Source organism: Acinetobacter sp. XS-4, assembly GCF_023920705.1.
GTDB lineage: Bacteria > Pseudomonadota > Gammaproteobacteria > Pseudomonadales > Moraxellaceae > Acinetobacter.
The window spans coordinates 1,531,080-1,557,586 of record NZ_CP094657.1 but is presented as its reverse complement, the minus strand read 5'-3'; the positions used below and the strand labels follow the sequence as shown (position 1 = coordinate 1,557,586).

Annotated in this window: 21 protein-coding genes; 13 read left to right on the top strand and 8 right to left on the bottom strand. The window is 37.7% G+C overall.

Annotated features, from left to right (window positions below; all coding sequences use genetic code 11):
* Window positions 1–138 precede the first annotated feature (138 nt).
* Together MMY79_RS07275 and MMY79_RS07270 are read left to right on the top strand one after the other, a co-directional pair.
* The gene (locus tag MMY79_RS07275) at window positions 139–729 is read left to right on the top strand and encodes an ANTAR domain-containing protein (RefSeq protein WP_252612720.1); all 591 of its coding nucleotides are present in this window, start codon (window positions 139–141) and stop codon (window positions 727–729) included.
* Window positions 730–1,752, top strand: coding sequence for an ABC transporter substrate-binding protein (locus MMY79_RS07270; RefSeq protein ID WP_252612719.1), 1,023 nt, complete (start codon window positions 730–732; stop codon window positions 1,750–1,752).
* Here MMY79_RS07270 and MMY79_RS07265 read toward each other — a convergent pair.
* Window positions 1,745–1,831 (bottom strand): hypothetical protein, encoded by an 87-nt coding sequence (locus tag MMY79_RS07265; RefSeq protein ID WP_252613469.1) that lies wholly within the window; start codon window positions 1,829–1,831, stop codon window positions 1,745–1,747. The genes MMY79_RS07270 and MMY79_RS07265 overlap by 8 nt on opposite strands.
* A gap of 553 nt (window positions 1,832–2,384) precedes the next feature.
* On the opposite strand from MMY79_RS07265, the gene sbnA reads away from it, so the two are divergent.
* The 11 genes from sbnA to accC all read left to right on the top strand — a co-directional run bounded on the left by sbnA (window position 2,385) and on the right by accC (window position 18,131).
* On the top strand, window positions 2,385–3,389 hold the full coding sequence (sbnA, locus tag MMY79_RS07260) for a 2,3-diaminopropionate biosynthesis protein SbnA (RefSeq protein WP_252612718.1): 1,005 nt from the start codon (window positions 2,385–2,387) through the stop codon (window positions 3,387–3,389).
* A 21-nt stretch (window positions 3,390–3,410) separates the two neighbouring features.
* Entirely contained in the window at window positions 3,411–4,424 is a 1,014-nt protein-coding gene (gene sbnB / locus MMY79_RS07255; protein WP_252612717.1) for a 2,3-diaminopropionate biosynthesis protein SbnB, read from the top strand.
* A gap of 71 nt (window positions 4,425–4,495) precedes the next feature.
* Window positions 4,496–6,136, top strand: a complete 1,641-nt coding sequence (locus MMY79_RS07250) for an IucA/IucC family protein (protein ID WP_252613466.1) — start codon at window positions 4,496–4,498, stop codon at window positions 6,134–6,136.
* A 3-nt stretch (window positions 6,137–6,139) separates the two neighbouring features.
* Window positions 6,140–7,345 (top strand): MFS transporter, encoded by a 1,206-nt coding sequence (locus MMY79_RS07245; protein ID WP_252612716.1) that lies wholly within the window; start codon window positions 6,140–6,142, stop codon window positions 7,343–7,345.
* Window positions 7,342–10,869, top strand: coding sequence for an IucA/IucC family protein (locus MMY79_RS07240; protein WP_252612715.1), 3,528 nt, complete (start codon window positions 7,342–7,344; stop codon window positions 10,867–10,869). The genes MMY79_RS07245 and MMY79_RS07240 overlap by 4 nt, the downstream gene beginning before the upstream one ends.
* A complete protein-coding gene (locus tag MMY79_RS07235; RefSeq protein ID WP_252612714.1) occupies window positions 10,862–11,632 on the top strand; it encodes an aldolase/citrate lyase family protein in 771 nt (256 codons plus the stop codon). Before MMY79_RS07240 ends, MMY79_RS07235 begins: the two co-directional genes overlap by 8 nt.
* A 152-nt stretch (window positions 11,633–11,784) precedes the next feature.
* Complete coding sequence (locus MMY79_RS07230) at window positions 11,785–14,022, top strand: TonB-dependent receptor (protein WP_252612713.1); 2,238 nt, start codon at window positions 11,785–11,787, stop codon at window positions 14,020–14,022.
* 267 nt (window positions 14,023–14,289) lie between these two features.
* Window positions 14,290–15,615, top strand: coding sequence for a Y-family DNA polymerase (locus MMY79_RS07225; RefSeq protein ID WP_252612712.1), 1,326 nt, complete (start codon window positions 14,290–14,292; stop codon window positions 15,613–15,615).
* A 235-nt stretch (window positions 15,616–15,850) separates the two neighbouring features.
* Complete coding sequence (gene aroQ, locus MMY79_RS07220; RefSeq protein ID WP_252612711.1) at window positions 15,851–16,306, top strand: type II 3-dehydroquinate dehydratase; 456 nt, start codon at window positions 15,851–15,853, stop codon at window positions 16,304–16,306.
* A 17-nt stretch (window positions 16,307–16,323) separates the two neighbouring features.
* A complete protein-coding gene (gene accB / locus MMY79_RS07215) occupies window positions 16,324–16,743 on the top strand; it encodes an acetyl-CoA carboxylase biotin carboxyl carrier protein (protein ID WP_252612710.1) in 420 nt (139 codons plus the stop codon).
* A 17-nt stretch (window positions 16,744–16,760) separates the two neighbouring features.
* Window positions 16,761–18,131 carry an acetyl-CoA carboxylase biotin carboxylase subunit gene (gene accC, locus MMY79_RS07210; protein ID WP_252612709.1) on the top strand — a complete coding sequence of 457 codons (1,371 nt, stop codon included), beginning with the start codon at window positions 16,761–16,763 and terminating at the stop codon, window positions 18,129–18,131.
* A gap of 47 nt (window positions 18,132–18,178) precedes the next feature.
* Here the strand turns inward: accC and MMY79_RS07205 are convergent, their stop codons facing one another.
* The 7 genes from MMY79_RS07205 to MMY79_RS07175 form a co-directional block, all read right to left on the bottom strand.
* A complete protein-coding gene (locus tag MMY79_RS07205; RefSeq protein WP_034678047.1) occupies window positions 18,179–18,682 on the bottom strand; it encodes a hypothetical protein in 504 nt (167 codons plus the stop codon).
* Between the two features lie 155 nt (window positions 18,683–18,837).
* Window positions 18,838–20,004, bottom strand: a complete 1,167-nt coding sequence (locus MMY79_RS07200; protein WP_252612708.1) for an MFS transporter — start codon at window positions 20,002–20,004, stop codon at window positions 18,838–18,840.
* A gap of 493 nt (window positions 20,005–20,497) precedes the next feature.
* Entirely contained in the window at window positions 20,498–21,526 is a 1,029-nt protein-coding gene (locus MMY79_RS07195) for a spore coat U domain-containing protein (RefSeq protein ID WP_252612707.1), read from the bottom strand.
* Complete coding sequence (locus MMY79_RS07190; RefSeq protein WP_252613463.1) at window positions 21,517–23,925, bottom strand: fimbria/pilus outer membrane usher protein; 2,409 nt, start codon at window positions 23,923–23,925, stop codon at window positions 21,517–21,519. The genes MMY79_RS07195 and MMY79_RS07190 overlap by 10 nt, the downstream gene beginning before the upstream one ends.
* A gap of 40 nt (window positions 23,926–23,965) precedes the next feature.
* Window positions 23,966–24,673 (bottom strand): fimbria/pilus periplasmic chaperone, encoded by a 708-nt coding sequence (locus MMY79_RS07185; RefSeq protein ID WP_252612706.1) that lies wholly within the window; start codon window positions 24,671–24,673, stop codon window positions 23,966–23,968.
* 82 nt (window positions 24,674–24,755) lie between these two features.
* Entirely contained in the window at window positions 24,756–25,283 is a 528-nt protein-coding gene (locus MMY79_RS07180) for a spore coat U domain-containing protein (RefSeq protein WP_049836917.1), read from the bottom strand.
* 521 nt (window positions 25,284–25,804) lie between these two features.
* Window positions 25,805–26,236 (bottom strand): hypothetical protein, encoded by a 432-nt coding sequence (locus tag MMY79_RS07175; RefSeq protein WP_252612705.1) that lies wholly within the window; start codon window positions 26,234–26,236, stop codon window positions 25,805–25,807.
* Window positions 26,237–26,507 lie beyond the last annotated feature (271 nt).

The following is a 26,507-nucleotide window of genomic DNA, read 5'->3' as shown; positions in this document are numbered from 1 at the left end:
AGTAGCGTCATTAAGCATGCTAATTTATCGTTAAAGCCCGATTTTTTCTTTAGTTTTCGATGGCACTAATCTTGCTTTAAAATTGATAACAAAAACGCGTCGAATTGGCGCATTTTCTTAGCCTGATTTTCTGAACTTATGCCAAAACTCAAAATAGCCCTTATTGATGATGATCATGCGCGAGCCGACTATATAAGAAAAAGTTTGCTTGAAAATGATTTTGAAGTGGTCGCTTGCCTTACTTTGGACCACTTGAATATCTTTCGTCTGGAACATTTACAAGCTGATGTGATCTTGCTTGATATGGACCATCCACACCGCGACATTATAGAAAGCTGTGTCAGTAGCTATGACCTACCAACCGTTCTATTCACCAAAAATTCAGATAAAGACACAATCAAACAAGCCATAGATGCGGGAGTAACTGCTTATATTGTCGATGGAATTGATCCTGCCCGCTTACATACCATTTTAGAAATCTCAATTGAGCAATATAAAAAGCACAAAAAACTTGAAGGTGATTTAAAAGAAGCTCAAACCAAACTTGCCGACCGTAAGGATGTTGAAAAAGCCAAAGTTTTACTGATGCAACTGCATGGCCTACCTGAAGAAACTGCATTCCAGCTTCTTAGAAAAAATGCGATGAGCCACCGGATTACGATTGGAGAAATGGCACGGCGTTTACTTGACGCTCAAAAATTACTTGGCAATCCACTAAAGGATGAATAAATGAGCAAACTAGAAAAGACTCAATTACAACTCGGCTATATTCCTTTGCTTGATTGTCTTGCACTACTTTGGGCTAAACAAAGAGGTTTCTTTGAAGAAGTAGGTTTAGATGTCACTTTAGTTAAAGAAGCTTCTTGGGCAAGCCTGCGCGACCGTCTTGCTTTTGGGTTATTAGATGCAGCCCACTGCTTATCTGCAATGTTACCTGCGGCCGCTGTAGGTGCAGATCAAATTGGTACGCCTCTACAAACTTCACTGGTTTTAAGTGAAAATCGTGCTTTCATTAGCTTAAGTCAAAAGCTTACTCATCAACTGGCAATTCAAGAAAATGATACGGCTCAAATAACGGCTCAAAAAGTGACGAGCTATCTTGAACAAGGTCACTCCCTCTCTTTAGCACATGTGTTTAAGCACTCCATTCATCATTATTGTTTGAGAGAATGGTTAGCTTTAGCAAGTCCAGAACTCGCTCAATTGATTCAGTTAAAAACATTACCACCACCTTATATGGTTGAAGCACTCGATAAACATGTGATTGATGGTTTTTGTGTGGGCGAACCGTGGAATACTCAAGGTGAGCTTCTTGGTTTAAGTAAAATGATTTGCTCAAGCCAAAACATTATTCCACCTGTGGCTGACAAGGTTTTAGCTGTAACGCAGGAATGGGCTGAGCTGCATCCAGAAACGTTAGTTGCACTTACCGCTGCAATTATGAAAGCTCAGCAAGAATTGGGCGAGTTACACGACTTTGCTCCAATTTTAAAGTTATTGGTTGAGTTTGGAATTGTTCGTTTTCATTGCTCAGAAGAAGTGCATGTCGACAAATACTATATGATTCAGGATATTGTCCGTCATTTGGTAAAAGAAAGTGCACTTCCAAAAGTAGAAGACTTTTATTGGCTACTCGAGCAAATGCAAAAGTGGGATGAACTTCAACTCGACCAAGCAAAAATCACAAGCTTGGGAGCTCAATGTATTAATCTTGAGGCTTATGAAAAAGCAAAACAGCTTAGTTTTATCTAGTACTCCCTAAATAAAAAAAGCTGTCTTTTATAAAAAAGACAGCTTGAAAGACCCATAAGACAAAATGCGAAACACGCATTACTATATTTTCTGGACTAAATTAATCCATTGAGAATATAGCGCTTATAGAATTGATCATATCCATCTAAACTTATCATTTTCAGACATTTTCATATCAATAACTGCCACTTAATCAATTTCATTCAATCATCCTTAACATTTTAAACAAAGCTTCGAATATTGCTGTTTTTGTAAGCATTCAATAGGATCATAAATTCTACAAAATGTAGGCTGCATAAATAGGTTAGTCAGCACATATATTCCAATTTAGTTTTTAAAGTAATTCAGTCACAAGTTTTGATTTGCAAAAATGTATGCTTATTAAATTATTTTTTATAGGTGAAAAGTAATTTATTGCCTATCTACTTATATTTAAAACATTTATTAATTCATCACTCAATAAAATATAAATATTACGATTCAAATAATTACACAAAAAAAATTAGTGAAAATTCCTATAAGCCACTCCTCTTTTCCGTTACAAAGCGCAACAATCATGTCACAATTGGTAATAATAATTAAATTAATAATCATTATCATTCACGTTACATAAAAACCTGAGAAGATCTACCATGATCCATGAAAATATTCTCGACTGCATAGGTAAAACGCCACTATTACAACTATCAAGGCTATTCACGCATCAATCAATTTCTGTGATTGCGAAAATGGAATTGTTAAACCCAGGTGGAAGTATTAAAGACCGTCCAGCATTATTCATGCTACAGGAAGGTCTAAAATCTGGAGTAATTAATAAAGATAGTCATATCGTTGAAAGTTCTTCAGGAAACTTAGCGATTGCGCTTGCAATGGCATGCAAAATATATGGATTAAAATTTACTGCCGTTATTGATCCGAAAATTGCCTCAGCAAACTTACAAATGCTGAAGCTCTACAAAGCCAATATCGAGATGGTCTCTGAAAAAGACCAAAACGGTGGTTACTTAAAAACCAGAATTGACACTGTAAAACGGCTCTGCCAACAACTGCCAAATGCGGTCTGGATTAATCAATATGCAAATCCAAACAACTGGAAAAGCCACTATTTTGGTGAAGCAGAAGAAATCCTAAATCAAATTGATCGCAAGATTGATTACCTCGTGATCGGGGCAAGTACCTCCGGCACGATTATGGGTGTATCCCGCCGCCTTAAAGAAAAATTCCCAGAATTAAAAGTGATTGCTGTCGATATTGTCGGCTCTGTCTTATTTGGTGGTACGTCTGGTCCACGTGAAATTCCCGGTATTGGGGCAAGCACTGTTCCAGCTCTACTCTCCCCCGATGAAATTGATGATGTCATTTATGTGGATGACTATGAATCGGCACTCGGTTGCAGAGAACTTCTTGAACATGAAGGAATTTTTGCAGGCGGTTCGAGCGGCTCATCTATTTCAGCCATAAAAAAACTGATTCCAACCATTCCCGAAGGTTCATGCGTCTTAACGCTATTGCCTGATCGTGGCGACCGTTATTTAGATCTCGTTTATGAAGATGAATGGTTCGAAATGATCAAAAAGCGTCACTTTAATCGAAACATACGACGTCAAGAAAACCTTACTTTACAAAATGTTGTTTAACCTTCTCCTTAGGAAATATTCATGAGCAATTTGGCTACCCTTCGTTACCTGAGTCAATCAGATTTATTAAATCTTGGCGCAAATCATAGTAATTCATTTATTGAAGCTATTACTGAAGGTTTAACCCTGCATGCAAATAAACAGTTTGTACAACCCTTAAAACCTTATCTTCGCTGGCAAGGTGCAGACCATATTGCTGACCGTATTATTGCTATGCCTTGCTATTTAGGTGGCAATAACCCGATTGCTGGAATCAAATGGATTGGTTCAAGACAACACAACCCTAAAAAATTCAATATTCCACGTGCCAGCGCACTGATTGTTTTAAATGACTCAGAAACAAATTATCCAGTCGCAGTAATGGAAGGCAGCTTAATCAGTGCAATGCGAACTGCTGCAATTACGGGTGTTTCGATTAAGTATTTAGCAAAAAAAGACTTTTCAGATATTACTGTGATTGGTTGCGGACCAATTGCTCAAATGCAGATTAAGACTGTACTTGAACAATACACTCAAGTGAAAAAAATACATTTATTTGATGTAAATCCTGAAGCCGCTGAAAAACTCAAAGCATTATTCCTTTCCGAATATCCACATCTAGAAATTGAAATTCATGGCAGTGCCAAATCTGCAATTCAACAAGCCGATGTCCTCATTACCTGCACAGTTTCAGATAAGCCTTACATTCCATTTGAGTGGCTTAAAAAAGGCTGCTTTGTTTCAAATATTTCGATTATGGATATTGAGCCTGACGTCTTCTTAAAAGTTGACAAAGTTATTGTAGATGACTGGGATCAATCAAACCGAGAAAAGAAAGTCATCAATGTGCTGGTTGAAGATGGCTTATTCAGCCGTGAAAAACTACATGCTGAACTTGGTGACATCATTATTGGTCATAAAAACGGTCGTGAACACGAAGATGAAATCATTTTGCTCAACCCAATGGGCATGGCGATTGATGACATTGTCTGCGCTAAGTGGTTCTTCAATGCCGCACAAGAACAAAATATTGGCACGGTTCTACCGCTTTTATAAGAATAGGAATAACTAAAATGTTAGATCGGATTTACACAGCACAACTACAAAAAACGATAGATGCACTCTACATGGAGAATTATGGAGATTTTAAAGATCATATTTCCTATAAAAAGCCTTATTTGGCAATTACTCTCAATGATGAGTTGGAACTCTATTTCAGCTGTTTAAAAGTAGATGGTGTAAATCCTTTCTATATTACTCAACCCGAAGTTTTGCTTCATAACCTGTTGAGCAATACAACTTCTAAAATTTCTATTTCTGAAGTTTTTAACTATTTAACCCAAGCATCTTGGTGGCCTTCACCATATCATCAAAAAGCGATTGATTACTGGATCGACAACTTAGTAACGGCTGAAAAAATTCCTCAAATTTTACAGTCAGCCCTTTCATTTTCTTCGCCTTTAATGACCAGTGAATTGCTATCGCTGGTAGCTGATCGTCCATTTCATCCGTTCGCTCACTCAAAAGGTGAACTCGCACCGCTCACAACTCAAAAAGAAATTGAAGTGTATTGGTGGGCTTTTAAAAAAGATGACGTAATCAACAATATGGAGTCCATTCCTCATAAAGAGCTTCTGTTATCAGAAGTTGAGGATAAACATATTACTGAAAAAATGGCTGAGCTTTCAGATGACTACTTAGCCCTGCCTTTGCTAGAGACTCAACATCGCTATTTAAAGTTTGATGAAAATAAGTACGGCGGTATTGACCTAAACCATGTCACCACAATTGGTTTACCGACTTCTTCATTAAGAACTCTTATTCACAATGTAAACCCTACTCTGCACTTAAAACTCTCGACCAATGCCAAAACATTAGGTGCAATCCGCTCTATGCCAGGCCGTTATTTAATGAATGGTCATACGGCTTATGATTTTTTAAATGAAGTCATTAATGAAACTTCTTTATTAAAAAATCGCCTCTTTTTGAGTAATGAAACGCATTGGTGGGTGCTGGGTAAACAAGAGCCTATTGTAAAAAATTTAGGTGTAATCGGCTGCCAAGTCAGACATTTACCTGTTTTTTGCCAAGATCTAAACGTTACACCAATCACCATGTCAGCTTTAAGCTGTACGTATGTTGACCCTTGGGAAACTTTAGGCGTTGAAGGTGACAAATGGTCATTATTAAAAGACTTAAGTGTTCATTTTATTCAAACATTCTTAACCCTTTGGTCAAAAGGCATCATGCCTGAATGCCACGGGCAAAACACCATGGTGTGTTATGAAAACAATAAGTTTAAATGTTTTGTTTTACGTGACCACGATACCTTAAGAATATGCACCACAGCCATTGAAGAAAGTGGTTTTACACCTCCGGTTTATACCATCGATACCAGCACGCCAAACAATCTTATCTTTACTAAAAATGAAGACTTATTTAATTACTTCATTACCTTAGGGATTCAAATTAACCTCTACCCGATTGCTTTAGCTACTTTGAAATATACGGATCGTACAGAAAGCGATTTTTGGGAAATGGTTCAAGACATTATTCAAGGTTTTGTAGAAACCCAACCGATTTCAGAACAAACAAAATCACAAATTCAAACCTATCTTTTTGACAATAAGACTTGGCCATTCAAACAACTACTTACACCTTTACTTGCACAAGAAAGCGATTCAACAGGCATGCCAAGTAAAATCGGAACCACGCCAAACCCTTATCACAGCTTATCTGTTTCTAGCTATGAGACCATGGATATCTAAATCATGCGCTCATCTCGCCTAGATCATTTCATTATTTTGCTCTGTCAGTTTTTTTCCACTTTTGGGCTCATGGTGCTTATTCCGATCATGCCGCTTTATATGGAAAAACTGACGGCGCATATGAGTGCTCCTACTATCTGGGCAGGTTTGGCACTCGCAGCTCCCGCCATTGGTAGTTTATTTACTGCACCGATTGTGGGTCACCTATCCGACACATTCGGCCATAAAAAAGCCTTGTTACTGTCACTGGCTGGTTTCTGTATTTCAATACTGCTTATGGCCAGTGCCCAGCATTTATACCTATTTATTTTTGCGCGAATTTTACTCGGTTTTTGCGGTCTTTCAGTCATTTTAAATGCTTATGTTTCATATCTTTCCAATGAACAACAACGAGGTGCTGCTTTTGGGCAACTGCAAAGTAGTGTTGCACTAGCTTGTTTATGTGGTCCCGTGCTCGGCGGGATATTTATGGATCAATGGCGGGTTGAAGTATTACTCAACGCGACAGCATTTGTTGTGATAACACTCATTGTGATTGCGTCAATTGTATTAACCAATCCCGTTAAAAACAAAGTTTCAAAAACCAAAGAAAACTCTAAGCTTCCAGCTTTCTTTGATAAAACGATTTTTTCATGGTTAAGCGCTGGCATTTTGGTTCAAGCTGGCGGCTTTGGTTTAGTGTCTTGCTTCGTTTTATACATTAGTGAAATAAGCCAAAGCATTCATTCATCATTATCTACTGCAAGCTTAACCGGAACAATTCATGCGCTTTCATGGGGAGCCGCTTTTATTGCGGCAACCTATTGGGGGAAGCGAAATGATGATAAAGGAGATTCTTTTAATAACTTCGTTTATGCATCTTTAATTTGCGGTATCACGATTTTCGCATTGATATGGGTATCTAACCTCTGGCTGATTCTTGTATTAAGACTCATACAAGGTTTTTGCTTTGCAGCCCTTATTCCTTCGATCTTACACACAATTTCTCTAAAAGCTGGCACTCAAAGCCAAGGAAAAGTGATTGGCATTTCTAACAGTGCCTTTGTCTTAGGACAACTTATTGGCCCAATCACCATCACGCTCACTTACTCATTTTTCAATATTACTGCCGCATTAATCTGCACCTCACTATTTTTTATCGGTGCGGGATTAGTGGTGATTTTGAACAGATTCTTAATGGATACAATTTTAGAAGAGGCACAAGAATGAACTCAATTATTACAACAGATGCATGGTCTTATAAACTTTTCGAACAGTACCTGAATACTTTCTTTCGTGAACTCAAAGTGAATCTTGAAGAGCACATTATCCCCGCTCAAGACTCTCCTTTATTCACACTATATGCGGAGCGCCCAGACACCCTGTATTTTGCTTATACATTTAATGCATCTAACATGGTTATTTATGGCGCAGTTCAACACTTATCCACCACTGGTTATCACAGATATCAGCGTGGTTTTGTCCTGCAAAATTTAACCGATAATACGTTTGACTCACTAACAGACCCTAAAAAATTAGTGAAGTTCATTACAGATGAGTTGAATAGTCTATTTAAAGACAAAAACCAGAATAAGAATCTGTATTCCGATATTGCCAATAGTATCGAGAATACAAAATTCTTTTTAGAAAATAGACCCTCTCAAACAGGATCTAAAGCATTGAGTGGTTTTCAGGCAACCGAACAAGGGATGTTATATGGACACCCTTTTCATGTGACCTCTAAAGCCAATTTAGGTTTTTCTAAAGAAGACATGAAAAAGTATAGCCCTGAGCTAGGCGCAAGTTTCCAACTCCACTACTTCGCGGTTCATTCTTCTTTAATCGAAAAGCTGGTCAGCGAGACCGAACCTTCTCACCATATTGAAAATGAAGTTTTAGAAACGGCAAAAGAGCATTTGCAAGAGAACTTCATAAACTATGAGCTCATGCCAACCCACCCTTGGCAAGCTAATTTCTTACTTCAACATCCATCTTTAAAGAAACATTTAGACAGCCAAGATGTGATCTATCTAGGTGCATTAGGTCAAACGGTATGGCCAACCTCATCCGTTCGCACGGTATGGTTACCTCAATCGAACCTTTTCTTAAAACTCTCTATTGATGTGCGAATTACCAGTTTCATTCGTAATAATCCAATGGATGAAATGGAACGTGCCATTGATGCGAGCAAAATCATTATCAATCACAAGATTAATGAGCAATATCCTGACCTTGTGATTCTGCCAGAATTAGAGGCAAAAACAGTCAAAATTCCTGAGCTTGAAAGTTCATTTGGCATTATTTATAGAGCTGGGCTAACTCCTGATGTATTAGAAAATACCAGAATGCTGGGCGGCTTAGTTGAAGAAAACGAAAACCATGAGATTCCTCTCTTCAGTTTTATTCAACAAGCAGCGCCTAACCAAAATCTACAATCGAACGATGCCAAAGACTTCATTACTTTTTGGTGGAAGCAGTACGTTAAAGTTTCACTCATTCCATTAATTGAATTGTTTGCAAACAAAGGCATTAGCGTAGAAGCACACATGCAAAACAGTTTAATGGAGTTCAAAAATGGCTATCCACATCGCCTTATTCTTCGAGATATGGAAGGCATTAGCATAGTTCCAGAAATGATAGAAGATGACTCATCTATTTCTGAAGATAGTACTGTTTGGTTCTCTCAAAAAGATGCATGGACGTTTTTAAAATATTACCTCGTGATCAATCACATTGCTCATCTCATTAGTGCAATTGCACGAGTTACGGCAATTGAAGAATCTGAACTTTGGCAAGCCACCCGCCTTACACTCACACAAGAAAACTTTACTGCCAAAGGCCAGCAGTACTGCGATTTATTAATTAATTCACTCACATTACCAATCAAGGCAAATATGTTAAATACGCTCTACCACAGTGGTGGCAATCCAATCTGGATTGAAGTTGAAAACCCTATTTATAAATATCGCGGCGCAGAAGCACTTTGCCCTCTTCAACCAACTCAACAAACCAATTATAAAACCCTCGCGGAAAATCGCGTGATGGGTCAATTATTAGAAGCACTCATTTTTGAAAATACATTTAAATACGAATTTTCTAAAGGTCAGATCAAATTCTATATTTCCGATACCGTTTTTTATACCTGCGCGGCTAAACAACATTTTAGTTTTAAACGAATTAAGTTAAATCCTTCGAGCTTAGTCCGTTCTGATATTACATTAGACGCGGAAACTCACCCTAACTTAAAAACACTACTTGCCGATCTAAAAAATATTATTGAAGCAGACCCAGTTAAATGGCAAAACTTTAATGATGAGCTCAATTTAACTTACGTTAAACATGCGCAGACTTTGAGCCAAGCGCCTGCTCAACCTTTAAGAAATTTGCCTTACTTAGAACAAGAAGCACGGATTACCAACGCACATTTATATCATCCGAGTTTTAAATCTCGTATTGGCTTCGATTTAAAAGAAAATCAAAAATATGCCCCTGAGCTTTCTGAAGGTTTTACGGTTCAATGGGTGGCAACTCACAATAGTTTATGCAAACTGGTTTTAAGTGAAACGATTAACTTAGAACAGCTTTATAAACAGCATTTTTCAGAAAAAGATCTACAAGCCATTAATGATCAATTAAAAGAGCAAAATGTAGATTTTAAAGATTATATCCTCACTCCAATTCACCCATGGCAGTGGGATAAAATTATTGAATTATATTATCAAGATGCAATCAGCAACCAACTGATCATCCCGTTAGATATTGAAGGTCCGACTTATTTACCACAGCAGTCGATTCGAACCTTATCAAATATTAGCGATATCTCGGCACTTTCTCTCAAGTTGGCAATGAACTTAGTCAATACCTCGACCTCTCGTGTATTAGCACCACACACCGTTCAAAATGCGGCAAAAATGAGCGACTGGCTTTATAACATTGTTGAACAAGACCATATTTTAGAAAAACAGCGCAAGCCTGTTATTTTAAGAGAGATTGGCGGTCTTTCGGTTAACCAGCAGATTGCTTTGCCTGTTCAATACGGCGCACTTGCCTGCATTTGGCGCGAAAGTATTTACAGCTACTTAAAAGATGGCGAATCGGCCACTCCAGTAACGGGCTTAATGCAACTCGATACTGACCAAAAACCTCTCATTGATGAGTGGATTCAAGAGTACGGTATTGAGTTCTGGTTAGAAAAGTTACTCACCAATGCTTATTTACCTATCATGCATATTTTATGGTGCCACGGCCTCGCTTTAGAGTCACATGCACAAAACATGGTTCTGATTCATAAAAATGGCTTACCCGTTAAAGCGGCCTTGAAAGATTTCCACGATGGAATTCGTTTTAGTCGTCATCTTTTACGCGAGCCAAATCTTTTACCTAACTTGCAAGATGCACCAAAAGAGCATGCCAAAATTAATCCGAACTCTTTCTTAGAAACCCACTCTCCAAATGAGTTAAGAGACTTCACGCAAGATGCACTTTGGTTTGTAAATTTGGCCGAGTTAGCAATTTTCTTAAATGAACATTATGACTTCGATGAAATCAAATTCTGGACCATGTTAAGAAGCATCATCAATCAACACAAAGAAGCTCACCCAGAGTTTGCCGAGCGATATGAATTGTTTAACTTTACAGATGACACCATTGATATTGAACAGCTCGCAAGCCGCCGTTTCCTTCCAGAAATTCGCTTAAGAGTACAAACTACACCGAACCCGCTCAGCCTCATTAAGGAAATTGAATATGAATAAGCATTCGATTTCTTTTAAGAAACGAATAGCAAATAGTGAGACGCTCTACGGAATATTTTGTTCCGTAGCTTCTCCAATTAATGTTGAACAAATGGCACTTGCGGGCTACGACTTTATTATTATCGACTTGGAGCATACTTTATTTAGTACGTCTCAAGTCGAGACCATGATTTTAGCCGCTAGAGCCATGAGCCTCGATGTCTTTGTGAGAGTACCGTTAAACGCTAACCACCTAGTTCTACCTCTGCTCGATGCAGGGGTAACGGGTATTGTGTTTCCGCGTATTGAAAATGCTAATCAGGCACAAGAGGCTGTGAACTATTGTCATTATATGCCGCTTGGTCAAAGAGGACTGAATTCAACAAGGTTAAATCGATATGGCATGGATGATTTAGCTAGTTTTGTTGAACAAGCGGCAAACGAGACAGTTGTCATTGCTATGATTGAAAGCTTAGCAGGACTAGAACAACTTGATGAAATTTTAAAAGTTGACGGGATTGATATTATTCTTGAAGGTGCTGCCGACCTTTCCCAATCTATGGGAATGCCATGGCAAACCAGCCATCCAAAGGTGAAAGAAAAAGTCCAAGAGATGTATGTAAAGACTAAAAATAGCCAAAAGCAGTTCTGTGCTATTCCCCGACAACCTGAAGATATTACTGCCTGGAAACAACAGTCTGTTCAGCTTTTTGTACTCGGTGATGATCGAAGCATTATTCGCCGTGCCCATCAAAATCACCTAAATGCTTTTAAAGAAATCTGATTACCGTTCAATCTTAGGGGAATAAATACCTATTCCCCTAATTCATTGAATAAATTTTAAATATATTATTTTTCAGAAATTAATAGTATTGTTAATTACAATGATTCTCATTTATAATTCGGTCAATTTAAAATCACTCTCAGGGCGAGAAAATGGGAAATAAGATAAAAAGTAATAAGCTTTTTACGAGGAAGTCTGAAGTTAAAAATATCATTCCACTTCTTTCACTTGGTGGGGCCATTATTCTTTCAAACTCGGCATTTGCTGCTTCACCTACTGAAGCCACAGACACAGAAAAGAAACCTGAAGCACTCCCTACAATTACAATCACTGCTTCACGTGCAGATGAACTCTCTACCTCTGCTAAGCAAGTCACCAAGTTAGATGAAAAACAAATTGAACTTTTAAGAAATGGTTCATCTGGAAGTATTGCAACTGTTTTAGCAAAAGCTGTACCGGGACTTTCGGACTCAAGCCGAACCATTACCGATTATGGTCAAACCTTACGTGGTCGTAATGCCCTCATCTTGGTCGATGGCGTGCCGATGAACCTTACACGCGATACATCACGTGGACTTTCAGCAATTGACCCTGAAAGTATTGCGAACATTGAAGTGATTCGCGGCAGTAACGCAATTTATGGCGGTGGCGCTGCGGGGGGTATTATTTCAATTACCACAAAAGCTGCGGGTGGTGAACCTACTGCAAAAACCGTCATTGGACTACAAACGCCTTTAACGAATTTCCGTTCTGATGCTTTGGGTGGAGATATTCATCAATATTTCACAGGCAGCTTTAATGCCTTTGATTATGCATTCGACTTTGGTTATCAACGTATTGGTAGCCCATACGATGCAAGTGGTGACCGTGTTGCACCCGAACCAAGTCAGGGCGACCTTTATGATTCTGATGGTTACAGCGTAGGCGGTAAACTGGGTTACCATATTGATGACAATCAATATCTACAATTTGCTGCAAACTACTATAATGCCGAGCAAGACTCAGATTATGCATCTGACCCAAGTGTTAAAAAAGCTCCTGCAGGAACTGTACCAGCGAAAGCCATTAAAGGTTTAAAGCTCAAAGACCAAAATAAAAATGAAAACCAGATATACAATTTAACCTATACCAATAAAGACTTATTAGGTAATAAGGTTGATGCTCAAATTTATTACCGCGACTTCTTTACCCGTTTTTCACCATTTGATGCCCGTGGAAATGCGAACCGCGGCAAACAAGTTGACCAGATTTATCAAGAAAATAACGTACTCGGTAGCCGCTTAACTGTGACCACACCGCTTGAGTTTTTAGGCGATACCTCATTGGTTTGGGGTGGCGACTTCAGCCGTGAAAAAAGCGAAATGCCTTTAGATATTTTTGACCCACAAATTTATGATCAATCAGGTGGTCTAGAATTTGTAAAAACTGGCAAGCTCATTTATTTACCCGAACTCACCACACAAAGTGTTGGTGGCTTTGTACAGTTAAAACACCGCTTTAATGATCAATGGTCAGCAGAAGCTGGGACACGCTATGAAGACAGTTATGCTCAAATTGATAGCTTTGTTCCATTATCACAATTAGGCAAAACTAACCCTTACACTGTTCCGGGCGGAAAAGTGAAAGCTGATGCATGGTTATACAATGCTAATGTGACTTTCTCTCCAAATGATCAAAACTCGATTTACGCATCGTTTAACCAAGGTTTCCAGTTACCTGATGTCGGTTTGATTATCCGTAATGCTGGTGAAGGTTTTAACCTTGGGTCATCATTCTTAGAGCCAGTAAAAGTTGATAACTATGAACTCGGCTGGAAAGGAAACTTCAATAACTTCTCATCAAGCTTAGCTGTATTCCACTCAACTTCTGACCTTGGTGCTGTGCAATCTTTTAACAATGGTTTAGTACTGGCTAGAACCAAAGAGAAAGTAACTGGTGTAGAAGCAACTCTTGATTATCTTGACGATGCAAATGTTTGGGGAACTGGCGGTAGTGTTACGTGGATGAAAGGTCGTGAAAAACCTCAAAACGGTTCTGAACAAGACATGACAGGTTTCCGTATTCCACCATTAAAACTCACAGCTTACGTTTCTTATAGCCCAACAGAAACTTGGACCAACCGCCTACAAGCAACTTACTTCGGCTCAGAAGATTACCGCTTAAATGGTGTAAATGGTTTTGGCCGCTACGATGTAAAATCATATACAACAGCAGATTTAATTAGTAGCTTTGCACTTAACAAAAAAGACACTGTAACGATTGGTTTAGAGAATATGTTTAACCGCAAGTACTATCCTCTCTATAGTCAATTATTAAGAACGAGTGATAACACCAGCCACTTAGTCGCAAATGGTGCAACACTTAAAGTGACTTATAGTCATAAGTGGTAATCAAAACCGACATAAAATATGTCACAAAAAAGGAGATCAACGCGATCTCCTTTTTTATTAAAAAATATTAAAGCTTTATCTTCTTTTCTTTATTGGCTAAAAGCAGGCTGTCGGAACTCCCCTAGCTTTCTTACAGAATTTTTGTTAACTTGATTTTGTTACGTATTCAAAATACACTGCTTTCTAGCCAATACTCCTCATTAGAGTGTTAATGAAAGCCAACACTAATATGTAGTTTTACCAATATTTCTAATGGGGCAAATCATAATGGAAATCTCACACCGCGAAATTTACGCGCTTGTAGACATTAATAACTGTTATGTCAGTTGTGAGCGACTATTTAACCCCCAACTTATTGGCGTGCCAGTTGTCGTACTTTCTAATAATGATGGATGTGTTGTATCACGCAGTGAAGAAGCAAAAAATTTGGGTATAAAGATGGCAATTCCATGGTACCAAATTGAAGAAGATGCTCTCCAAGCAGGCGTACATGTCTATTCAAGTAACTACACTTTATATGCCGAAATGTCTCGTCGCTTTTTTTCGGTTTTAGGTGAATTCTTCTCACCTGATGATTTAGAAGCTTATTCTATTGATGAATGCTTTATCCGTCTGACCCCTTATCTTCAATCTCTAGATATTCATTCTTATTGCGCTAAAGTGGTAGACACCCTAGAGGAATGGTTAAGCTTACCTTGTTGTATTGGCATCGGATATTCAAAAACTCAAGCCAAGTTAGCCAACCACTATGCTAAAAAAATTAAAAGCTTCAATAGAATTTGTAATTTCACCACTTTAGATCCCCTACTGCTTGAAGACCTCATGCAACAAACTTCCGTTAAAGAAGTATGGGGAATTGGCTATCAATTGGTCAAACAATTACGAAGCTATGAAATTTATTCATGCTTAGACTTAACTTTTGCCAATGAACACCATCTCGCAAAAGCTTTCTCTGTGGTTATGGCACGCACTATTCGTGAGCTAAAAGGCCAATCCTGCATCCAACTTGATGATCCTGCCATATTAACAAAACGAATTTTAGCATCACGAAGTTTCGCTCAAGCTTTATCCAGCATTGAGATTATTAAACAAGCGCTCATCTTTCATCTCAATCGCGCTCATCGACGTTTAATGAAACAAGAACAGCTGTGTGCTTGTATTCAAGTTATGCTTTATGAGAAAACAGACAAACCACCTTATAAAAAAGCATCATCTCAAGCGATTGGCTTAATGTATGCAACAGATGACCTATGCATATTAACTAAAGCAGCAATGCAACAAATTGATGTTTTATATAAAGAAAATAAAAGATACATTAAAATTGGAGTTTTATTTTGTGGTTTGCATGCCCGTCAACATCACATTGATGATTTATGGCAACCTCTTGAGTTAATTCAGCAAAGACAACAACTCATGAAAACGCTAAGTACAGTTCGCAATCGATTCGGTAGTCACTATTTACAAGTGGGCTATCATTCGAGTAGTCCATCTTGGCATATGAAACAATGTCACCGTTCAAAAAACTATCTAACCAGATGGAATGAGTTGCTCGTAATTGGAGAAAATTCTACAGCCGTTACACAAAATACATGAACTGTTTTTGTCAATTCAGTTTAAAATAAGCTTCATTAAATTACTTGAAATTTTGTCATTTTTTAACATTGCTAAATCATCGCAAAATTTACAATATATAAGCCGAATTTGGTGTACCATTTCTGCGACAATTAAAACAAATTATAAAAAAATTGTAGAAACATATGCCATAATAAGCAAACTTTGCAGACATCTTGCAAAGAGTATTTGCAACTTTAGAGCTGGAGCAATCTGAATGAGTTCGACCATTTTGGTGATTCATGGACCGAATTTGAATTTGCTGGGAAAACGCGAACCAGAAGTATATGGTCATCTTACCTTAGGTGATATTAACCAACAACTCGTTACCCAAGCTCAAAACGCTTCAATTACATTAGATACTTTTCAAAGCAATTGGGAAGGTGCCATTGTTGACCGTATTCATCAGGCACAAACCGAAGGCGTAAAACTTATTATTATTAACCCTGCGGCCCTCACCCATACTTCCGTTGCTCTACGCGATGCCCTACTTGGCGTTGCCATTCCATTTATTGAAGTACATTTGTCGAATGTCCATGCAAGAGAAGCATTCAGACATCACTCATATTTATCCGATAAAGCAATTGGCGTGATTTGTGGTCTCGGTGCAAAAGGCTATAGCTTTGCACTCGATTACGCTATTGAAAAAATTCAACCATCTAACCCAAACTAGTTTAGGAATAGTCGCCCATGGATATCCGCAAAATTAAGAAACTCATCGATTTAATGATTGAGTCTGACTTGCAAGCGATTGAAGTTAAAGAAGGTGATCAATCAATCGCTTTAACTCGCCGTAGCCCAGTCGTTGCTGCGGCTGGTGTAGCACTTCCGGCAGCTCCTGTTGCAGTAGCACCAGTTGCAAAAACACCACGTGGAGCAGTTGAAACTTCTCCAATGGTTGGCGTGTTCTACGCTGCTCCAAGCCCAGGCGAAGCACCATTTGTTAAAGTAGGTCAAACTGTATCTGCTGGTGAAACTTTGGGTATTATTGAAGCAATGAAAATCATGAACCCAATTGAAGCAACTCAAAGTGGCGTGGTTGAAGAAATTTTAGTGAAAAATGGCGATGTAATCCAATTCGGTCAACCTTTATTCCGTTATCGCGCGTAATTACCTCGGGGACGTCTATGTTGCAAAAAGTTTTAATTGCAAACCGTGGTGAAATCGCTTTACGAATTACCCGGGCTTGCAAAACATTAGGAATCAAGACTGTTGGTATCTATTCAGATGCCGATAAGGACTTGATGCATTTACGTTTTGTTGATGAAGCAGTATGTATTGGTCCCGGTGCAAGTAGTGATAGCTATTTAAATATCCCGGCAATTATTACTGCTGCAGAAATTACCGGTGCCGATGCTATTCATCCCGGCTATGGCTTTCTTTCAGAAAATGCTGAATTTGCTGAAATTGTAGAAAGTTCAGGTTTTACTTTTATTGGCCCTCGTCCAGAGCATATTCGCCTTATGGGGAATAAAGTTTCTGCGATTGTTGCCATGAAAAAAGCTGGTGTACCTACGGTACCTGGTTGCGACCATGCTGTAACCATCCACAATGCCTTGGCAGAAGCTAAAGAAATCGGTTTCCCGCTTATTGTTAAAGCGGCATCTGGTGGCGGTGGACGCGGTATGCGTATTGTTGAGCGTGTAGATACACTACTTGAATCAGTTCAAGCAGCGCAGCGCGATGCAGAAATGTGGTTTGGCGATGATACGGTTTACATGGAGCGTTTTTTACAGAAACCTCGCCATGTCGAAGTTCAAATTCTTGGTGATGGTAATGGTCATGCGATTCATTTATATGACCGTGACTGTTCATTACAACGTCGTCACCAAAAAGTGCTAGAAGAAGCGCCTGCACCAAATCTACCAGAACAAGCTCGAGCTGATATTCTAGAAGCATGTGTTCACGCATGTCAGTTAATGCAATATCGTGGTGCTGGTACGTTTGAGTTTTTATTTGAAGACGGTGAATTCTTCTTTATCGAAATGAACACTCGTGTTCAGGTAGAGCACCCTGTTACTGAAATGGTTACTGGTGTTGACATTATTGAACAACAACTACGTATCGCAGGCGGCCTAGGACTAGAGCTTCAACAAGAAGACATCAAAGTTAATGGTCATGCAATCGAATGTCGTATCAATGCTGAAGATCCAACAACTTTCTTACCTTCACCAGGTAAAATTGAAAGTTTCTATGCGCCAGGCGGTGCTGGTATTCGTTTAGATTCTCATATCTATCCAGAATATAGCATTCCACCCTACTATGACTCTATGATTGCTAAACTGATTTCTCATGGTAAAGACCGTGAAACATCACTTGCACGTATGCGTCAAGCGTTAGATGAAATGATCCTTACAGGAATTAAAACCAACATTCCTCTTCATAAAGATCTCATTTTGCAAGATAAGAGCTTCTGTTCTCAAGCAATGGACATCCATTACCTTGAAAAGCACTTGTTAAAGCAATTGGAAGAAAAGAAGAAAGCTGAAACTGCATAATAAAAAAAGCCTCTTATAAGTAAGAGGCTTTTTTTAGATCTATTACTTTATGGTAGGACTCTACGTAAAGTCGCAAAACACTTCTCACCCTTAGCAGTGGAACAGAAGTTGATAGTATGATCATTTTTCCACTGTACAAAATACTGAGAAACATCACCTGTTTGATCTTGTTTCTGACCTGAACAATCCACTTTATTATTATCAAATTTAATTTGCATCACTAAAGCAGCTAACTGCTCTTTAGGATCATCGGATGGTTGATATTCATATAAGCCATATGACCATTCTTGACCACTTTTGATCACAACATCATTACTACTACGGAAGTTATAATATTCCACACATTTCTTATTATTTGGAATTTCCATTCCCCATAATCCCATAATTTCAGGACGCGTAACAATACGTATAGCATTAGGATTACTTGCAGTCCGAACAGGTTGTTCAGCTGGCTGTTGAGTAGCCGTTTCCGCCACAGCTAAACCAGAACAAGCCCACAATAATCCAATAATATAAATATTTTTCATAGATTTATTAATCATTAAACGCATGAAGTTAAGTTAGCATATTTTTTGACAAAATCACTGCTCCATAACCATATAAAAACAATATTTTTCAACTGTAACGTGCTACAACAAGTCATTAAACAATTTTATATTTACTTGCATTTTTCAATATAAATTCTTTGTTTTACATTATCTCATGCTTATGCCGTTGAAGAATCAACTTGTTTAGGAAGCCACATTACAAAGCATAAACCCATGAGTACAACCATACTGGCGCACATAAAAATGAGCTCACCAGAAAGAATTTTCCAGAAATGCCCAGCAAGAACACTACCAGAAGCCACACCTAACCCCCACATGGTACTGTAAAGAGCTTGTCCACGCCCTTGTTGTCCAGCAGAGAAATTTTGAAAAATAACTCGCATCGCGATTAAGTGAAATAAACCAAAACTAAAAGCATGCAAACACTGCGCAAAAAGTTGGCCAACAAAGTAATGCGAAAATAGTCCAACAAGCATCCAACGTATGCTCGTCACTAGCAAGCACACAATTACTAAACTACGCCATGAAAACCGTTGAAAGATCTTTGGCGCAATTGAAAACATAAAAATTTCTGCAAAAATCCCTACAGCCCATAAAAATCCAATTTCAGTCGTACTAAAATTCAAAGATTTCAGAAAGTTGCTATAAAAACTATAAAAAGGCGCATGTGAAAAAAGTAAAATAAATTCAATTGTAAAAAATGCAGCTACTATCGGGCGTTTAAGTACAGGAAGTAAAGGCTCTAAATGCTTTTGTGAAGTTGGCGCACCATCCGGTTCTCGAATAGTGAAAGACCAAATAAATGCCAATGAAGCAATAATTAATAATAGAATTGGGAGCATTGAAATAGGTACTATTTCCAGAAGTGCACCAATAACAAAAACACCGACAATAAATCCAACAGATCCCCACTTACGAATTTTGCCATAAAGTTTAGCTTTTTGATCACCCAACCAAAATAAAGTAACCCCTTCAAATTGAGCTAAAATAGCATTTTGGAAGAAGCTAAAAATAAGCATGAGTAAAGCTATGGATTGAAACGTATTTGGCACTATAAAAATAGCTAACCATATACATGATTCCATCCAAGTCGCCAACCGCACTAATAGCATTCTCTTACCAGATTTGTCAGCTATCCATCCCCAAACTAAAGGCGCAAAAAAACGAGTTACAATCGCAATTGATGATAAAACACCTATTTCCTGATAATTAAACCCTTGATCTTGAAGATATAAATTCCAATAAGGCATGAACGTACCAACAATGGAATAGTAAAAAAAGTAGAATCCGCCGAGTCTAGTTTGGATTGTAAGTGGTTGGAACAAGTTATAAACCTTAGTATTTTCAATAGGTTAAAATTAGAGATAGTTATATATTCAAAACATCCCAACCCCACAATTTTAACACTTTGTTTTCCAATACAAATAACTAAATTATGAATAACCAGCGTCGCCTCTAAAAGCTTTTTTTATTGATAAGAAAGATTAAATGAAGATAAGACAACTGTAATTTAATTTGTACAATCTGTTAACTTGTGTAAAAATACATTTAATATTCATAAGGTATTTATTCATCAGATGTTTTTTCTTATTTTTTTAATTTGTCTTTTTCTATTTTTACTTATTCTAAAACAACATTACCGTTGATCACCTTTTTACATCTATTTAGAACAATTAAAAATCAAATTTATAGCTAGTACTCTTTAGAGCTAGATGTTTCAAATCAAATTTGGCTTAAATATCAAATATCAAACTCAAGACTATTCACATGAGCAACCTAATATAAAAAACAGACTCAATATCAATTTCCAATAGATTATTAATAAGTTACTGTAACAACTATCGTATCTGAGTAATTACCAGGTGTCGTTGAAATAGCTGTACCCTGCGGAATTTTTCCATAGACATTTGTACTTTGGGCATTACCAGAGCCTGTTTTAGAAACACCTCCAGAACCTCCAACCGTGGTTACACCACCAGTAGTGTCCCATACTGTAGTATAAGTCGAGTTCTGATATAGCTGATAAGGGATATATTGACTACTACCATTTGTCATACGTCTAAAGCCGCCAGCAATACGGCTATTTCCATCGCCCAAATAAATGCTATATGAGGTTCCATTGTTGCACGTCGTATTCACGGCACCTTGCGCGGTATAATCACGACTCGTCGTACCAATATCATTGATATTGCCAAAATCTACATTTGATGTTGAATCCAATTGGCACAAACTCGGCATAACATAATTAGCAGTGATAGTGGCATTGCCTGAGTCCCATCCTCCACCACTATTTCCTTCACAGACAGTACTAGAGCTTGCTTGCATGTCCCAAAAAAGCTGAACCGTGCCCGTATATGTCCCTTTAGGATAGGCAATAAGAGATCCTGTGCGAGCTGGGACTTTTACATTTACTGAGTAACTAATAATATTATTTGAAGAGACCGTTCTCACTGGACCATACCAAACATTGGAGGATTGATTCGTGGTAGAAGAACCTGCCCCACCTACAATTGCAGTGACTGTATAAGGTAATGAAACACTGTTATTGGTGTTTGTTGTTCCCGTAAATACCGTTTTCATACACATATAAGCTGAAATTTCAGGAGTAGTACGCCCCCCAAGACAGCTAATCGTGCCAGAAAAGTTTATGTTTGCATCACTATTAATGGTAGCAGCCGTGTAGGTATACGTACTATTAGTGGTTCCAGTTACCGTACAAGCCGCATGTGCTGAACTAAAAAATGCATATAATATAAAAAACAGAACAATCGCTAAAATATACTTTATGGCCAATGAAAACTTTTTACTCTTCATCCAAAAACTATGACTCACAGTAGTTATCGACATACATAAGGCCCCAATTTTTTAGCACTGTATTGCTTATTTTCATACACAAAATTAACTTGGCATGAGCCATGATCCAGAAGATCCACTTCAAGTTTGTTTTGTTTTAACAGGTTTGGAATAAATACTTCACCATCGTAGCCAACCACCCCATTTTGTTGCCCATTAATGCGAACCGTATAACCTGGTAATAAAGGAGAGTTACTCGAGTCAACAAGTTTCACTAATCCTGAAATGACCTGATGAGCGCCGAAGTCAATCAAAGTCCCTTGGCGGTAACCTACAAATGCTGTTTGGTTAGTGGATTTAACATCCCACTCTAAAGGTAAATATGATGGATCTAGATAGATATGATGAAGCTGATAGGGTCTTAAATTTGCAATTAAGAATCGACCAGTTCCATCAGTTGCTCCTAAATTTACCCCACCATTTAAAATTTGGCTTTGTGGCCCAGCATTGGTCACAACTGCATAGCCGTCTCCAATTTCATTAGCCGCAAACACTCGTCCTGCTGCCGCAACCAATGAACCTGTCGCTGAAAGTGCAATCTGATCGTTATCCCCAATTCGGTTGTATCGACCTGTCAGATAAGCCGCCCGAGCACGGTAAGAAGCATAGGCCGATGCATTGTTTTGATTCGCATCTTGATCACGCTCAACATAGCCCCCCCATCCAAATGCACCGATTTGTGGATCGCTAAATCCATTTATTTCTTGTCTATACGTTGTTTTACCACTTTCATTAGACACACTCGTAATCGCATTGACTCGGCTAGATGGTGTATAGCGCATTGCAAAGTAAATGCCATAGTCTTTTTGGTTTTCATAATCTTTATATGCCGAGGTATAAAAGCCCCAGTTCTTGTTCAAACTTCCACTTAAATTGGCAGACACTAACTTGTAAGAGTTGTCGCTATATTTAATCTGGTTATAGCCCAGATAAACGCCATAGCCTGCATAAAAATTATAGTTAATTCCTGCCCTAAAAATCTCATCTGCCAGTGCACTGTAGCTTAAATAATTTTTGGATTCATCATCAGATTGATTATCTTTTAAATAGCGAATTTGAGACACACGGGCAAGGTCAAAGTAATTATCAAATACTTTGCGGTAACTGGTATTAAACGAAATATTTTTGCTAATACGCCCTTCTAATCCAAGCAAAGCAGAATAACCGTTTTCATCTTTATACTGGCTCGCTGCGATGTCAGCATTAATCACCCCAAAACCAAACAGATTCTTGGCAAAACCAGTGCCGAGGTTCGATAAACCATCTGTTGAAGCCTCTGCACCACCACTTAAGGTCAGCGAGTTGCTGTAACCGTATCGAATCGCACCCGAAGCAAAAGTGGCATCATCGTAATCGTTTGAATAAAGTCCATAGTTATAGCGTGGAACCCCGACATCTACTGAAAATTCATTAATGCCTTTTGCCAGAATTTTTGATGAAAAATAGTAAGCCTGTTTGGTCACACTCTGTTGACCTGTTGCATCGGTAGTCACAAGGGTAACTTCATTTCCTGAAATAAACGGAAGCTGTTTAATGTCAAATGGACCTGAAGGCACCAGTCCTGAATAAATCTTTTGCTGGTTAACGTATAAATCTAAAGTTGAAGGAAGTGCAGCTGAGCCGGAAAATTGTGGGAGTGCTGAGGTGACAATATCACCTCGTTGAGTATAAGCACTTGACCACTGGAAACCAGCCAGACGTACACTATTCCCCCAGTCCGAACTATTGGAGATGAAATCCCCTAAGGTATATATCCTGATCTTTTCAGGGTCTACGTACTGCCACTTACTCTCCAAGCGCACCCATTTTTCATGGCTATAACTCGTTTCATTACTGCCGCTGTATAAAACACCTGAAGAAAAATTACCGATTGCGCTGTTAAAGATTCCTTCTGCTGAACCTGAGAAAACATTCTCGTCATTGGTTATGGTGTTATACAAACTATAGTTCAGAATAGCCGCGTTTAAGGGCTTCATTTTGAGTAAATGAGGGCTGGTGATCTGCTGGCCATTTAAGTCAACTGAATAATCCGTCAACATGCTCGACGGAACTTGTAAATTTAGAGCCTGCTCATTCTCTAAATATTTAAACCGGATTCCTTTTAGCTCATCAATACACACCCATTGGCTATCAGGAATCTGCTCATCCATTTTCACTCTTAAAACTTTTAAGTCACGAGCTCGAATAGATAGCTTTCTATCTTGATCTTGGCGAACCGAAATCAAATCTGTTGAAATATTCGAGTTAATAGAAATCTTTAAGAAAAGCTGCGTGTACGCCTTATCAGAAATGAATACCTGATGAGAAGAATTTGTAACTTCCGGAATACTTGGTAAAGCAACATTGGTGTTGTCTTGCAATGATTCAGCAAAAGCATGAACCGGCAAGTACATAACACATAAGGCACTTACGAGATATTTCATGGGTGCCTCTTTAAAGAGATGTTTGCTTACCGTTAATATTTAATGAAATATTATATTTATGATCCGCTTGAAATTTAAAATCAGGACTAATATTAAAATTTCTTGCTTTGCCTGCAAGAATATAACCATTCACAGTATTTACTTTAATGGGATAACTTTTATTTGCTGTTGTATCAACAAGCGTTAAATTACTTAAAAGTGCATGTCGATTGCCAATATTATTAATTATAAGAGAGGAATTATTTTGCTCTTGTTGTATTGACCAAGTAAGTTTAGTAATTGCATCTTTATTGACTACAAATAGGGGCAATGACGAACGTAGTAGTACGTTAACCCCTTGATCCGCTTTACGGTTATCAATCGGTTTTGGTAGCTCATCAATAATTATGCGATAGGTTTGTTCACCAGAAACTGGTGCTGGATTAATTCTAACTACACGTAAATTATAAGAATCATTAGGTTGTAATTTTAAAAATGGTGGGCTAACTGCGATCTCATCTGTAGGTATTAATTGATCTTGCCCAGCATTTTGGCGCCATTCAAATACACGCACCTGCAAATCGCTGCTTTCATTTGACTGGTTATATAAGCTAATTGAGGATGCCGCTTGATCATTTAAGATTTCAACACTTACAGGCGAAAGACGAATTGATGCAGCATTCAGTATACTAGGCAAAAATACCAATAAACTTGTAATAACAAAGATATTTTTTCTCATGATTTGCCCAGAATTACTTTCTCAAATTAGACTAGCTCTTGGAATCAAGAGCTAGCAATAACACAATAAAACTTATTAAAAATTAATAAGTCACTGTTACAGTCACAGTGTCAACATAGCTACCAGCACTTGGCAAAGTTGAGCCAGCAGGAATACGACCGTACACGTTAACTGTTTGTGGTGCGCCAGTACCAGTACCGCTATATGCAGTTGTTGCAATACCAATTGCTGTTGCACGGTTAGTGTCAGAGAAGAGGTTATAAGGGATAAATTCGTTGCTTGTTGCGCCACCAATCATACGACGTTGAGTCGTTTGAGCATTTTTGCCGGCATCGAAAGCCAAAGTCCATGGCACAGTGTTGTTACATAAAACTTTAATTGCAGTACCACCTGTCGTTGTGGTGTCTGCATCTACGTTGCTCGCAAGAGAGCTTAAAGTACCAAAGTCTAAAACTGCGTTAGCTGTTGTACCTGTAGCTGAAGTGTTCAATACACAACTATTTGTAATTGTTGCTTTAACAGTCAAAGTGCCTGTTGCTGTTGCAGCATTTGCGGCATTGATAGACATTAAACCCAAAGTAATTACTGATAAAATGAGAGACTTTTTCATGGTTAAAAACCTTTTTACATTACGCCAATAAAATTAATAGATGTAAAAACTAGCCTTCCCCATCACAATCACTAGCTTTTCTGATTGTTTTTTCAAAGCATTATTTTTTTACTCTACTTACGGCGCATAATACAAAAAAACAACAAAAACACTAACATAAGTTTCATTTTAAATATCAATTAATAATTCAACTTCTGATGAATTTCTCAATTATAAAAATTTTTATGGTTTATCACGCTTTTTATATCGATTTTCGATACTTTTATCTAACTTTTGTTAGTTTTACTAAAAAAATTATAGATTTTCATTAGTTAAAGTTTACCATCACTTTGAGTATTTTATTATTTTTTAATATTTGGTAAAAAAATAATGAACAAAAAGTAAGCTAATGATTATTCTATATATTTTAAATGAATAAGAAAATAATTTTTTATGAATAAGAAATCTAAGTAACTTAGAGATAGTTCTAGGATTTCAGTAATTGAGCACAACTTTCCTCTACGAGAAGAAGTAGTATTAGCTTAACTATTTCTAAAAATTAAATGAAAAATCAAGCCAATAAAACCACCGACCATAGCAAAACTCAACTGTATATAGGCTTTACCATACCAAGCTAACTCCCTGAATTGATAATCTGCACTTTGCGACCCAATGACTAAAATATTTTTAATGTCCCAACTATGAAATCCTTTAGGTCTTTCTGCAAAAAAATCTAGGATAGGCGTAAACCCAAAAACAAATAAAATACCGAGTAAGGGATAAACGATAGATCCAGGAAATATAGGATTATTCTTTCTTTCCATAGAGTCAAATATTATAGTTGCAGCAACTAATATACTTTGTACTAGAGCGACTTTTTTGAAAGTATCTAGATCAAAACCTAGATAAAACATTAAGGTTAAGAAAAAAACTTCTGTGAGAAAAACGGAGCAGATTAATAGTTTCCAATTCATTTCAGTCCTTAAATGATTTTTTAGAATCTTATATAGTTGTAGTAATGTCTATTAAAAATATTATTTCAATTTATTTATATTAGCAAAAAACAATTAAATAGCACAGTACCAATTAAATCAAAAATCATACCAATGAAAAATTTATTATTAACTAAATCTAAATTTAATTAATCTACATACGTTTTAGAAAATCATTCAATAAAATATAATAATTAAATATTTCATAATTTATCTCACTCCAAAAGCCTTCACATTAAAAATGTATTTATAT

What these genes read in the sequence shown, in the direction of transcription:
- sbnB (WP_252612717.1), top strand. Translation starts at nt 3,411, where the DNA reads ATGAGCAATTTGGCTACCCTTCGTTACCTGAGTCAATCAGATTTATTA.
- aroQ (WP_252612711.1), top strand. Translation starts at nt 15,851, where the DNA reads ATGAGTTCGACCATTTTGGTGATTCATGGACCGAATTTGAATTTGCTG.
- MMY79_RS07230 (WP_252612713.1), top strand. Translation starts at nt 11,785, where the DNA reads ATGGGAAATAAGATAAAAAGTAATAAGCTTTTTACGAGGAAGTCTGAA.
- sbnA (WP_252612718.1), top strand. Translation starts at nt 2,385, where the DNA reads ATGATCCATGAAAATATTCTCGACTGCATAGGTAAAACGCCACTATTA.
- accB (WP_252612710.1), top strand. Translation starts at nt 16,324, where the DNA reads ATGGATATCCGCAAAATTAAGAAACTCATCGATTTAATGATTGAGTCT.
- MMY79_RS07180 (WP_049836917.1), bottom strand. Translation starts at nt 25,283, where the DNA reads ATGAAAAAGTCTCTCATTTTATCAGTAATTACTTTGGGTTTAATGTCT.
- MMY79_RS07185 (WP_252612706.1), bottom strand. Translation starts at nt 24,673, where the DNA reads ATGAGAAAAAATATCTTTGTTATTACAAGTTTATTGGTATTTTTGCCT.
- MMY79_RS07190 (WP_252613463.1), bottom strand. Translation starts at nt 23,925, where the DNA reads ATGTACTTGCCGGTTCATGCTTTTGCTGAATCATTGCAAGACAACACC.
- MMY79_RS07175 (WP_252612705.1), bottom strand. Translation starts at nt 26,236, where the DNA reads ATGAATTGGAAACTATTAATCTGCTCCGTTTTTCTCACAGAAGTTTTT.
- MMY79_RS07270 (WP_252612719.1), top strand. Translation starts at nt 730, where the DNA reads ATGAGCAAACTAGAAAAGACTCAATTACAACTCGGCTATATTCCTTTG.
- MMY79_RS07205 (WP_034678047.1), bottom strand. Translation starts at nt 18,682, where the DNA reads ATGCGTTTAATGATTAATAAATCTATGAAAAATATTTATATTATTGGA.
- MMY79_RS07195 (WP_252612707.1), bottom strand. Translation starts at nt 21,526, where the DNA reads ATGTCGATAACTACTGTGAGTCATAGTTTTTGGATGAAGAGTAAAAAG.
- MMY79_RS07225 (WP_252612712.1), top strand. Translation starts at nt 14,290, where the DNA reads ATGGAAATCTCACACCGCGAAATTTACGCGCTTGTAGACATTAATAAC.
- MMY79_RS07265 (WP_252613469.1), bottom strand. Translation starts at nt 1,831, where the DNA reads ATGCGTGTTTCGCATTTTGTCTTATGGGTCTTTCAAGCTGTCTTTTTT.
- MMY79_RS07245 (WP_252612716.1), top strand. Translation starts at nt 6,140, where the DNA reads ATGCGCTCATCTCGCCTAGATCATTTCATTATTTTGCTCTGTCAGTTT.
- MMY79_RS07235 (WP_252612714.1), top strand. Translation starts at nt 10,862, where the DNA reads ATGAATAAGCATTCGATTTCTTTTAAGAAACGAATAGCAAATAGTGAG.
- MMY79_RS07240 (WP_252612715.1), top strand. Translation starts at nt 7,342, where the DNA reads ATGAACTCAATTATTACAACAGATGCATGGTCTTATAAACTTTTCGAA.
- accC (WP_252612709.1), top strand. Translation starts at nt 16,761, where the DNA reads ATGTTGCAAAAAGTTTTAATTGCAAACCGTGGTGAAATCGCTTTACGA.
- MMY79_RS07275 (WP_252612720.1), top strand. Translation starts at nt 139, where the DNA reads ATGCCAAAACTCAAAATAGCCCTTATTGATGATGATCATGCGCGAGCC.
- MMY79_RS07250 (WP_252613466.1), top strand. Translation starts at nt 4,496, where the DNA reads ATGGAGAATTATGGAGATTTTAAAGATCATATTTCCTATAAAAAGCCT.